Origin of the sequence: Pseudoalteromonas sp. PS5 (assembly GCF_004103255.1) — a bacterium.
In the GTDB taxonomy this organism is placed as follows: domain Bacteria; phylum Pseudomonadota; class Gammaproteobacteria; order Enterobacterales; family Alteromonadaceae; genus Pseudoalteromonas; species Pseudoalteromonas peptidolytica.
The window spans coordinates 1-11304 of the sequence record NZ_RCSQ01000172.1 but is presented as its reverse complement, the minus strand read 5'-3'; the positions used below and the strand labels follow the sequence as shown (position 1 = coordinate 11304).

The 11304-nt window shown below is 42.5% G+C and carries 10 protein-coding genes; 4 read left to right on the top strand and 6 right to left on the bottom strand.

The genetic code is table 11. The features are described from left to right. Nucleotides 1-62: 62 nt before the first annotated feature. Nucleotides 63-2036 carry an amidohydrolase family protein gene (locus tag D9603_RS18775; RefSeq protein WP_241651716.1) on the bottom strand — a complete coding sequence of 658 codons (1974 nt, stop codon included), beginning with the start codon at nucleotides 2034-2036 and terminating at the stop codon, nucleotides 63-65. A 494-nt stretch (nucleotides 2037-2530) separates the two neighbouring features. On the opposite strand from D9603_RS18775, the gene D9603_RS18770 reads away from it, so the two are divergent. The 4 genes from D9603_RS18770 to D9603_RS18755 all read left to right on the top strand — a co-directional run bounded on the left by D9603_RS18770 (nucleotide 2531) and on the right by D9603_RS18755 (nucleotide 6516). Beyond that, nucleotides 2531-5005 (top strand): EAL domain-containing protein, encoded by a 2475-nt coding sequence (locus D9603_RS18770; RefSeq protein ID WP_128732450.1) that lies wholly within the window; start codon nucleotides 2531-2533, stop codon nucleotides 5003-5005. Between the two features lie 72 nt (nucleotides 5006-5077). Beyond that, nucleotides 5078-5512, top strand: coding sequence for a zinc uptake transcriptional repressor Zur (gene zur / locus D9603_RS18765; RefSeq protein ID WP_125250995.1), 435 nt, complete (start codon nucleotides 5078-5080; stop codon nucleotides 5510-5512). A gap of 79 nt (nucleotides 5513-5591) precedes the next feature. Continuing rightward, on the top strand, nucleotides 5592-6065 hold the full coding sequence (locus D9603_RS18760; RefSeq protein WP_125250994.1) for a chemotaxis protein CheX: 474 nt from the start codon (nucleotides 5592-5594) through the stop codon (nucleotides 6063-6065). Nucleotides 6066-6087: 22 nt separating this feature from the next. Further along, on the top strand, nucleotides 6088-6516 hold the full coding sequence (locus tag D9603_RS18755) for a secondary thiamine-phosphate synthase enzyme YjbQ (protein ID WP_125250993.1): 429 nt from the start codon (nucleotides 6088-6090) through the stop codon (nucleotides 6514-6516). 32 nt (nucleotides 6517-6548) lie between these two features. Here the strand turns inward: D9603_RS18755 and alr are convergent, their stop codons facing one another. The 5 genes from alr to D9603_RS18730 all read right to left on the bottom strand — a co-directional run bounded on the left by alr (nucleotide 6549) and on the right by D9603_RS18730 (nucleotide 11121). Beyond that, nucleotides 6549-7628: an alanine racemase gene (gene alr, locus D9603_RS18750; RefSeq protein WP_128732449.1), complete on the bottom strand. Its 1080-nt coding sequence runs from the start codon at nucleotides 7626-7628 to the stop codon at nucleotides 6549-6551. 19 nt (nucleotides 7629-7647) lie between these two features. Beyond that, a complete protein-coding gene (dnaB, locus tag D9603_RS18745) occupies nucleotides 7648-9027 on the bottom strand; it encodes a replicative DNA helicase (RefSeq protein WP_125250991.1) in 1380 nt (459 codons plus the stop codon). Between the two features lie 121 nt (nucleotides 9028-9148). Then, a complete protein-coding gene (locus D9603_RS18740) occupies nucleotides 9149-10087 on the bottom strand; it encodes a DUF4097 family beta strand repeat-containing protein (protein ID WP_128732448.1) in 939 nt (312 codons plus the stop codon). 10 nt (nucleotides 10088-10097) lie between these two features. After that, the gene (locus D9603_RS18735) at nucleotides 10098-10577 is read right to left on the bottom strand and encodes a hypothetical protein (protein WP_128732447.1); all 480 of its coding nucleotides are present in this window, start codon (nucleotides 10575-10577) and stop codon (nucleotides 10098-10100) included. Further along, nucleotides 10570-11121 (bottom strand): sigma-70 family RNA polymerase sigma factor, encoded by a 552-nt coding sequence (locus D9603_RS18730; protein WP_125250988.1) that lies wholly within the window; start codon nucleotides 11119-11121, stop codon nucleotides 10570-10572. The genes D9603_RS18735 and D9603_RS18730 overlap by 8 nt, the downstream gene beginning before the upstream one ends. Nucleotides 11122-11304: the final 183 nt, after the last annotated feature.

The window sequence follows — 11304 nt, the reverse complement described above, 5'->3', positions numbered from 1 at the left end:
CTGTTAGCGTCAGATTTACTTCTTCAAATTGAGCAACTATTAAGTCAAATTGGTATTACTATCTACTTTAGTGAGGGCGCGCTAGTAAATGGCTTCACTCCAATCGCTCGGTAGATTTCATCAGGTTTAAAGGCTTGCTCGCCTTTGATCACCAAGGCTGCCTTTTGCAATGCTGTGATGTCCTTGAGTGGATCGCCGTCCACCAACACTAAATCAGCTACTTTACCTTTGGCAATAGAGCCTGTTTGATGTGCAACCCCCATCAATTTAGCGCTCTCGATACTAGCCATATTCAGCACCTCCGCAGCTGGGATCCCCGCATCAACATAAAGCTCTAATTCTCGGATCAGGGTAAAACCAGCTATGTTATCGGTACCAGGTACCATAGGCACACCGGCATCATAGAGTTTTTTCAGCATTTTCTGCATCGCTTCGCCTGACTCCTGATAACTGAGTTTAAACTGCTCATCAACATGCATCTCAGCCCCTTTCAAGCCGCGAGCAAATGCAATTGGCATATGCTCGGAGATAGCGGCAAATTCAGGATTGACTTTTTGATCTTCTGACATCAATAAACTTCTAAATGTCGATACCGTCGGATCAACAACCACCTTCTTATCACTGAGTAGCTTGATGAACGCATTCATCTCTGGGCTATCTAGTGATAAGCCTGAAGCCTGCTCTCCCATTAGTGAAAAGCGTTTTTGTGTTCTGGTGTCGACTTCTTCACCAGCTAAAAAGTTAAGGAAAAGCATATTGATATGCTGGATTTCATCATATCCATTTGCGATTGCTTGCTCAGCTGTCATAAAAGCGGGAACATGGCCGCTAAGCCTTAACCCTCGGCTATGTGCTCGCTCAGAAATAGGCTTCACCCAACTTGGATCTATTGAAGAGTACAGTTTGACTTGAACATAGCCATTGTCTGCGAAAAAGTCGACGGTATCCAGCGCCTCTTGCAACGACTTAACGCTCAACCCCGCTGAGTTTTCACTGTATTTATCCATAAAACCCGCACGATATACGCGAGATCCTAATACTTGATTAGTATTAAAGAGCGCTTCAATCTCCATAATATTGTCGTGCTCATTACCCATATCTCTAACACTGGTCACGCCATTGGCAATATTAAGGATGCCGTTTTCTTTTGATAAATGACCGTGCATATCCCAAAGCCCTGGGATCAAAGTCTTTCCTTTGCCATCAATACTAGCCACCCCTTTTGGCTTCTTAATATGATTAGCGACTTCTACAATTTTGCCATCTTGGATCAATACATCTTGTTTTTTCAGCAGCTTTTTTTGTTCACTATCAAACACCGCAACATTTTCGATGAAAAGCTCAGGAACTTGGTGCGTCAGTTTCTTAGCAAGATTTTCAAGGTGCTGCTGTTCAGCTTGCTTTTGGATGGTCTCAAGCTGCTCAAACTGTGCTTTACTAAAACCATCACGTAATACATACATTGCTCCCCAAGTTTGTGCAAAATAATTACCATCATCGTCGTACCAAGCAAAGTTTGGTGTAAGACTAAGACCACTGGTCACTAATAAGTGCACAGTTTGCTCTCCAAGTTTGAGTGTTTTTAACTTCTCAATCAACATTTTACCTTGGGGGTATACATCTAATTCATATTGATTGTTTTTAAGCACGTAACGCATTGTGGCGTTGTCTAGTGCTAGATGGAGATTAGATGGCACGTAAAAATCTAACGTTGCATCAGCTTTGATACCGGATTCATTGACACTTTTCCACTGCGCAATTCCACGGTTATAACTAAATGTCTCATCAATTTTTGAGCCAAATGCAGAACGCCCTTGAAGGCTGAGCTTGATAGGTAAGCCTTGCTCATTCAGTGTGAGGTTTTCATCGATTAAGATACGGCGGTTATTCCAACCAAATTCAATTTTTGCTTTGTAGTTTTGGTCATCGATTTTTTCTTGTGTAAGCGTTCCCGCCAATCCTTTTTCCGAGTAAACGTTATTCGTGATAGTTTCAGCCAGTGCTGCCCAGCTTTGTGCTGCAAGCGCACTTGCCACTAGCAGTGATAAGGTACGTTTTTTTTATTATAGTTTTTGTCATTTTATTATTCCTGAATTTCCGTTTGCTATTATTCTGCTCTATTTTGGGGTAGAGTTCTGACCCTCATGTTACCCCCACACTCGCTAAAATCAAAGCATGAGAACTGTTACAATTCATGTGTAATTACAGAGAACTACGCATTTATTTGCTCTTACTTTAGCCACCTTTTATAGTCATGACGACTTTATCCTCCTCTCCTTGATAGGCTTCTTGAAAAATGATTTTAGTTTTGGTTTCGCGCCTAATTCTGAAGAGCCAGTTGCTATAATTATTACTGAAATGTGATACAGCCTTGAGTTAGTGAACTACACTATCTTTGATTGTTGACGATTCATCAATCAGCATAAAATAAGCTAGAGTGTAGCTCACCTGAAAGCCCCACAGACATAACACCTGTTTGGCTTGGCTACGGTAGAGGATTACGCGCATTGGACGTTTCAGAACGAGACATATGAATAACAAAGCTATTGCCATTAACTTAAAACAAACTCTGACTTGGGGTACCGTACTCTGTGGCTTGCTGATCTCCTCCCTTATCATTGCTTATTCTTATGTAACCCAAAGAGATATGTTGCTTAGTACATATCAAGCACAACTCACACAGAGCATGAGGCATTTAGGTAAACATCTATCCACTGAATTTGCCAAGGGCAATATCAGTCAGGTTAGCTTAACCCTTGAGGATTACTACTCAAATGATAAATATGCAGCCCTCTTTATAATTAAAAATGACTTGGTAATGAAACTGGATCCACAGTCAGAAGCTGGTTTTAACTTATTTACTCGCGTCATCAAGGAACACAATGTGACGTCTGCGTTAGACGCGCATGACCTTATTACTGTGTATATTCCCGCAAAGCAGTATTTTGTTACCGTTATTCCCGTGTCTCCCCCCCTCCCAGTTAGTGATTCTGACGATGTGATCAGACTGGTTGCACTTTATGATGTCAGCCAGATCTACACTTCTCTAAAACAGCAATTTACCGCCAAAGCAGTTATACTCATTGCGTTTTTGGTGTTGTTAACCGCAGGTTTATTAAGCTTTACCCATTACTTTATTCATAGACCAATCAAAAGGCTGATTGATGTTGGACACGACCTTTCAACCAAATCACTCACCAGCCGTGTGCAGATAACTGGGCAAGGTGAGTTTGCAGTACTTGCTGAGCAACTGAATAAAACCGCGCAAACACTGGAGCAAAACTGGCAACAACAACTGCAAACCAACCAAGAACTGGCGCGTCGCCATGCACTGATGACAAGCGTCTTCCATGCCTTACCTGACTTGTTTTTTATTATCAATTCGGATAGCACTATTGTTGAGTGTCACACTGGTAAAAAAGATGATCTGTATCTTTCACCAGAACAGTTCATTCACAAAAAGATGGCTGATGTTTTACCTCATCATGCTGCTCGACAGTTTAACCAAGCAATAAATTCTGCAACTCAACAGCATCAGTTAACACAAATAGAATATCCATTGACTATTGACGGTCAGAACAAGCTATTTGAAGCGCGGCTTTCTCCAATCCCAAACAGCGAGCAGCTCGTTATTGTAGTTCGTGACATTACCGAAAAGAAAAAGCAAGAAGAAGTCATTTTACATCATGCCTTTTATGACTCACTCACAGATCTCCCAAATCGTTTTTTAGCCATGGAGCGATTAACGCAACAGCTGTCTACGGCACAGCGCAGTGAAGCACTGGCTGTTGTATTTTTTATAGACTTAGATGACTTTAAACGGATCAATGACACCCTAGGTCATGAAATCGGAGATCAAGTTCTCGTCGCAGCAGGAGAAAGGTTTACCCTCTCAATACGGGAGCAGGATACTGTTGCCCGGCTGGGAGGTGATGAGTTTATTATATTGATGAATGGTTTTGATCATGTCTCTGATATTACGTGTGTCGCCGATATGCTGGTTAAGTTGTTCCATGAACCCATTGAGCTCAATGATAGGGACTTTAATATTTCAATCAGTATTGGCGTTGCTGTCTATCCTCTTGATGCTGACACTCCAGCTGAATTGCTAAGTTGTGCAGACACCGCGATGTACAATGCAAAGAATAACGGCCGTAATGGCTATTGTTTTTACAACCAAGAGATGAGCCTGAAGTTATCACGACAAATTGCCATCGAAGAAGCACTAAGAATCGCACTAGCAGAGGATGAGCTCGAAGTTTTTTACCAGCCTCAATTTAACATTAATAATGGTGAAATATTCGGTGCAGAGGCGCTGTTACGTTGGCATAGTAAAACCCTCGGCTCGGTATCTCCTGCGGAATTTATCCCGATTGCCGAACAAAATGGGCTCATCATAGACATTGGTTTATTCGTACTGGCAACGACTATACAACAGGTTAATCAGTGGCAAAAGAGTTTACAGGCGAATCTAAGAGTGGCTATTAACCTCTCGCCTAAGCAGTTCAAAGACCCAAATTTAATTCAAAAAATAGCCCTACTTGTTGATGATCGGTCTATAGCCAGTCACGATATTGAATTAGAAATAACCGAAGGGGTGCTTATTTCTGGACAGGCACAAGTAAAACAAGCATTGGATCAGCTTCATGAATTCGGGTTTAAACTTGCTCTTGATGATTTTGGCACCGGCTACTCTTCTCTTAATTACCTGCGTCATTATCCGTTTGATGTACTTAAAATAGATCAAAGCTTTATTGCTGATATGCTCGTCTCAACAGAGTCGCAGGCATTGGTCACTACTATTATTAACATGGCGCATAGCCTATCAATGAAAGTCGTTGCTGAGGGAGTTGAAACGTCAGCACAGCTGGATATGTTGCAGCAATTGGCATGCGATTTTGGACAAGGTTATTTAGTTAGTAAACCATTAACGGCACAGCAATTTGAAGCTTTTTTTCGCACCCAAAATACCAACAAAAAAGTCATCGCACATTCTCGGTTATAATTTATCAGGGCAAAGACAAGACTAATAAAAATAATATGTTAGTATTGCAAGGCAGTGTAAGGATTTGAAATCATGAATATAGAGTTACTAGTTAGCAAAGCCAAGCAAGTATGTGATAACCGTGGTGCACGTTTTACCCCAATTAGAGAGAAAGTGTTTCGACTACTCGCCTCAAAGCAAGGTGGTGTAGGTGCTTATGATCTCCTTGAAGAGCTAAAGCTGACAGAGCCCGCAGCAAAGCCTGCAACCGTCTATCGCGCACTGGATTTCCTTTCTGAGTTGGGCTTTATCCATAAAATCGAAAGTACCAATGCGTTTATGCTTTGCCATCATTTCGACCATATGCACCCCGTACAATTACTGATCTGTGACAGCTGTGGAAACGTTCAAGAGTTACACTCTAATACGATTTCTCATGAACTAAACAACCTAGCAGCTGAAACGGGGTTTATAGTCACCGAGCAAACCATAGAAGCTCATGGCCGTTGCGAAAATTGTAAAGATTAAGTGCAGTGGAGTAAAAAAACACTACACTTAATAAAAACAGCAACACAAATTTATTTAAAATGCGTAAGGGAAAATCCATATGAATGTAGAATTCATCAACCCCTTTTTATCATCTCTTATCAATGTATTAGCTACTATGGCACAAACTGAGCTAACCCCTGGTAAGCCAAAAGTCAAAAAAGATGAGGTAGCACAGGGTGATGTCTCGGGTGTAATTGGTATGGTTGGTCCACAAACAAAAGGCTCATTTTCCATCACATTTGAAGAAAACCTAGCATTGACTATTATGGAGCGGATGCTTGGTGAACGACCTGATTCAATAAACGAAGACGTCACTGATATGGTTGGCGAAATCACCAATATGGTTACAGGCGGTGCCAAAAATTTACTTGGCGAAAAGGGTTATGAGTTTGATATGGCAACCCCTATTGTTGTTTCTGGTGCAGGGCATACTATCACCCATAAGTGTGATGGCCCTAAACTCATTATGCCTTTTACCTCTGCTGATGGTAATGCCAATATTGAAGTCAGCTTCGATAAGCTCGCTCAGTGACGAAAAGATGTTTGTGTAGTCTATGAGTTGGATCCAAAAACAAATAACTCTAAAGCCTCGTAATCGAGGCTTCCATTTAATTGATGATGAAATCATCAGCCAGCTACCAGAATTACATCATTATGAGGTGGGGTTGCTGCATCTATTTATTCAGCATACCTCAGCCAGCCTAACGGTGAACGAAAATGCAGATCCTACAGTGCGTATGGACATGGAGAGCCACTTTAATCACTTTGTACCGCAGAAACAGAGTTATTATCGCCATGACTACGAAGGTGATGACGACATGCCGGCACATATTAAGTCGAGCACCTTAGGTTGCGAAGTGACGCTCCCAATTTATCAAGGTTGTTTGCGGTTAGGTACTTGGCAGGGTATCTATTTAGGGGAACATCGCGACTACGGTGGTGCAAGACGCATCGTAGCGACATTACAGGGGCAAAGGAGTTAAAACCCAGTTTAACTCCTACTCTTCAATATCGCTTAGGTGATATATTCATAACTGACTCTGGGCGTGACATTACAAAGTAATTCATAAGCGATAGTATCCGCACATTGTGCAATTTCTTCCACCGGTAAGTGAGGCCCCCACATCTCGACTTCATCCCCGACAGCAATATCATCTAAGTTGTTACCGATATTCACACTGATCATATCCATAGATACAGAGCCGACAATACCGTAACGTTTATTTCTGATCACCACAGGTGTACCTTGCTTTGCATGACGAGGATAACCATCTCCGTAGCCCATTCCTATTACTGCAAGGTAGGTATCCTGCTCACTTTGCCAACGTCCACCGTAGCCTACTGCCTGATGGGCTTTAACGCGCTTAATCGCGATAACTTTGGTGGTCAATCGCATCACGGGTTGTAAACCATGTTGGTTACCAACACAATCTAGCATCGGAGATACGCCATAAAGCATAAGTCCTGGACGGATCCAGTTCCCGTGAGAGCTAGGCCAACCAATTATACCAGCTGAGTTTGCCAAGCATAGTGGCGCGCTGTTACCAGACACTAACGTATCAAACAGCGTTTGCTGCTCTTGTGTTTTACTGTCTTTTGTATCATCAGCACAGGCAAAATGCGTCATGAGATGGATTTGTTCGGCCACATTTTTAGAGCGTTTAAGACGAGAGTAAAAGTGTTCAAACTCTTCTGGCTCCACCCCTAAGCGGTGCATGCCAGTATCGATTTTTAACCAGACCGTAAGCGGTGCATCTAGGTTTGCCTGCTCAATGGCTTCGAGCTGAGAAATGTCATGAACAATGGTTTGCAAGTTATTGGCTAGTAAAATAGGTAAATCTGAGGGATCAAAAAAACCCTCTAACAGCACAATTGGCTTTGTGATCCCACCCGTTCTCAGTGCTAACGCCTCGTCCACTCTAGCCACAGCAAAGGCATCTGCATCCTGGAGGTGCTGTGCTATTTTAACAAGTCCATGCCCATAAGCATTGGCTTTAAGTACAGCCATGACTTTACTGTTTGGTGCTAACTGTTGTGTTAACTTCAAGTTCTCTTTTAGCGCGGTTAAATTTATCTCAGCACTTGCTAATCGCATATTACTACTCAATTGAAGATTAATATTCGTCGTCTATTGCAGGGCCTGCATAGTTATCAAATCGAGAGTATTGACCTTGGAAAGTTAACCTAACCTTACCAATTGGACCGTTACGCTGCTTACCTATAATGATCTCCGCGGTTCCCTTGTCGGGACTATCGTCGTTGTAAACCTCATCGCGATAAATAAACATGATTAAGTCGGCATCCTGCTCGATGGAGCCAGATTCACGGAGGTCAGAGTTTACAGGGCGCTTGTCAGCACGCTGTTCTAGTGTACGGTTAAGCTGAGAGAGCGCAATAACTGGGCACTGGAGTTCTTTGGCAAGGGCTTTTAGTGAACGTGAGATCTCTGCAATTTCAAGTGTACGATTGTCAGATAAGCTAGGCACGCGCATAAGCTGGAGATAATCCACCATGATCATACTGATCCCGCCATGATCGCGGGCAATACGTCTTGCTCTTGAGCGTACATCAGTGGGGGTAAGACCCGACGCATCATCAATATACATCTTGCCCTTTTCCATTAGCAGCCCCATGGTTGATGATAGACGAGCCCAATCATCATCATCTAATTGCCCTGTACGTACTTTGGTTTGGTTGATACGACCTAAAGAAGCAAGCATCCTCATCATGATTTGTTCTGAGGGCATCTCTAGCGAGTAGATCAGTACAGGTTTATCCTGCGTCATCGCAGCATGTTCAGCGAGGTTCATCGCAAATGTGGTTTTACCCATCGATGGACGCGCGGCAACGATAATAAGATCTGAAGGCTGCATACCCGCAGTCATCTTATCCAGATCACCATATCCAGTACTCACCCCTGTAACACCGTCTTGAGGAGACTGGTATAGCTCTTCAATTTTATCTACAGTTTTTTCTAAGATGTTATGAATGCTTTGTGGTCCCTCAGTGCTCTTGGTGCGCTGCTCAGCAATCTTGAACACCTTGCTTTCTGCTAAATCTAAGAGCTCGTGACTGTCACGTCCTTCAGGGTTGAAACCAGCCTCTGCGATTTCATTGGCTACCCCTATCATTTCACGTACTACCGCACGTTCACGTACGATACTCGCGTAGGCGTCGATATTTGCTGCACTGGGGGTATTTTTTGCAATTTCAGCAAGATAAGAAAAACCACCTATGGTTTCTAGCTGGTTGTTTTTCTCAAGGTTTTCAGAAATCGTGATTAAATCGATAGGTTGACCTAACTCTACCAACTTCTCCATAGCCTCAAAAATCAGTTTGTGGGTTCTGGTATAAAAGTCATGGGAAACTACCAATTCCGCAACACGGTCAAACGCTTCATTATCGAGCATCAAACCGCCCAACACGGACTGCTCGGCTTCAATTGAGTGCGGAGGAACTTTTAAGGTATCGACTTGTAGATCTGATTTAGCCATATCACAACATTGAAAAAGAGAAGGCCCTCTATTGTATCTGGTCTACTTACAAGTGCAAACCACAAAAGCAGAGTTTAGTTAAACTCTGGCCTTTTGTGGTGCTTGTATCCATCATGCGTGATTATTTTCGTTTTAATTCAATATTGCCACTGACAGTGTCGATTTCAACATCAGCATTACCACCGTTTAATACAAACTCAAGAGAGCGGGCTGGGCCATATTTGGCTTTTTTTGTCTCATCATCGCTTAATTCGTTGGTTATGCGTCCACCTGAATGAGCATTTATTTCAAATCGAGCTGACACATCACTCGGGAAATATAGTGCAATGTCTCCGCTCACACTCTCCATGTTAATTGCCGCATTATCTAAAAGCTTGTTGGTGTAGAGTTCAATCTCACCATTTACGGTCGATAAACGTAAATCTTTCAGCTCCGCCATTTTTAGCTCAACTTCACCATTTACGTTTTCTAGACGTAACTCCGTTGCTGTAGTTTGCGTTTTAATTTCACCGTTCACGGCGTTAAATCGCAGTTTCCCATTGGAGGCTACATCGTCAATATCACCATTTACTGTTTCAAACTGAATATTACCATTTAACTCTTGGCTATCTATGTCGCCATTTACAGTTTCTAGTGAGATCTTACCGCTGATCTTATTGACTTTGATATTACCGTTCACTGTTTTGATACTGGCTCCTGCGGTTAACTCCGCCGCTTCGACATCAACAATAACACCTTCAAAATCAAGCTCGCTGGTACTCGGCATATAAATCGTTAAATTCGAGCCACCACCTGTTCCCCAGCTATTGTAGCGTTTTGGCATTTCTACGATAAACTCTGTGATCTCACCCGAGGTCTCTAACTTATAGCCTTCGGCCTTATCATCAAGCTTGCCGCTCACCTTAAACAGGTTTTTATCCCATGTTTTAATGATGACATCACCACGTTGGTTCTCAATAATAACTTTGCCGTTAGCAGGGATGGACAGTTCTTTATCGATAGATTCTCCAGCCAATACCAATGTTGGCAGTGCTGCAAGGCCAAAAATTAATGCTTTCATTTTAGTTCTCCTAAATTTGTTGCCAACGAGGTTCATGAACCTTATTAATTAAATCGAGTTGCTGTTGATAAACCTGAGCAAGCATATTTAGTAATGCAGCGTTTTCAGGGTCTTGCTTTAACGCAAGCTTTACTGCCTGCTCAGCTTGTTCAAGTTCTTGCAACTGAGTTTGCCAATCTGAGGTTAGGGCTGGTTGCGTCTCATACTGCACAAGCAAAGATTGTTTTTGCTGCTCAAAAAAAGCACTGATATTTGCCAATGAATCCTGTTTCGGTTGACTCATTATTACTTGCCAAGCAAGAAGACCCGCAAAAGTGCAAGCGGCAATACCAGAAAGCTTTTGCCAATTACTTTGTTTTGGCGACTGCACAGGCTGCGCTTGATTAATCGCGCGCTCAACACCTTGCCATAAATCGCGCTGCGGTGCTGGCTGCGACTGCTCATCATTCAGTGCGGTATGCATAAATTCATCAAATGATGGTTTAGTCATTGTTGTACCACTCCTGTAATAGATTTCTGGCTCTGTGATATTGCGATTTACTCGAACCTACAGCCATATTCAACATATTGGCAATTTCCTCGTGGCGATACCCTTCAACGGCATGTAATACAAAAACCAATCGCGCACGCTCAGGTAATCTCACAATCAGTTTGTCCAATCCGTTTAGCTCTCCAAGCTGCTCAGCACCTTGTTCATCAAGCCCCGATTGTTCAAAGCTCACCACCTTTTGAAACCAGTTTTTTTGCTTTCGAAGGTAGCTGATAGCAATATTACTCGCCACACTGTGGAGCCAGGTCGAAAATTGTGATTGCCCTTTAAATTGATCAATCTTTTGCCACACTTGCACAAAAACTTCCTGACAAGCATCTTCCGCGTGAGCAGGCTCAGCTAACAATCTCAGGCATAATGCATAAACTCGACGGTGGTGCTGTTCAAATAGCTCACGGAATGCACCTTGATCCCCCTGTTGACATCTAGCCACTAGCGCATCAGTTTGTTCTTGTGAAAATGCCGCTTTGGCATTAATTATCATGCGTTTGTTCCTTTGGGTTGATACCTTCATCTTCGCATATCACATGAAACAAACAAAGCTACCAACGCCCAATTACTCATTTCAGCTTTTTCTTTAATACCAAATTGCTTAACTAAACTTTCTATTTTGAGGCGAGAAAATCTTGTCGATAACCAGGCAAAAGTTTTGCTATTTAGTTGTTCT

Coding starts and splice junctions, on each gene's coding strand:
- D9603_RS18770 (WP_128732450.1), top strand. CDS start 2,531: ATGAATAACAAAGCTATTGCCATTAACTTAAAACAAACTCTGACTTGG.
- zur (WP_125250995.1), top strand. CDS start 5,078: ATGAATATAGAGTTACTAGTTAGCAAAGCCAAGCAAGTATGTGATAAC.
- D9603_RS18760 (WP_125250994.1), top strand. CDS start 5,592: ATGAATGTAGAATTCATCAACCCCTTTTTATCATCTCTTATCAATGTA.
- D9603_RS18755 (WP_125250993.1), top strand. CDS start 6,088: ATGAGTTGGATCCAAAAACAAATAACTCTAAAGCCTCGTAATCGAGGC.
- alr (WP_128732449.1), bottom strand. CDS start 7,628: ATGCGATTAGCAAGTGCTGAGATAAATTTAACCGCGCTAAAAGAGAAC.
- dnaB (WP_125250991.1), bottom strand. CDS start 9,027: ATGGCTAAATCAGATCTACAAGTCGATACCTTAAAAGTTCCTCCGCAC.
- D9603_RS18740 (WP_128732448.1), bottom strand. CDS start 10,087: ATGAAAGCATTAATTTTTGGCCTTGCAGCACTGCCAACATTGGTATTG.
- D9603_RS18735 (WP_128732447.1), bottom strand. CDS start 10,577: ATGACTAAACCATCATTTGATGAATTTATGCATACCGCACTGAATGAT.
- D9603_RS18730 (WP_125250988.1), bottom strand. CDS start 11,121: ATGATAATTAATGCCAAAGCGGCATTTTCACAAGAACAAACTGATGCG.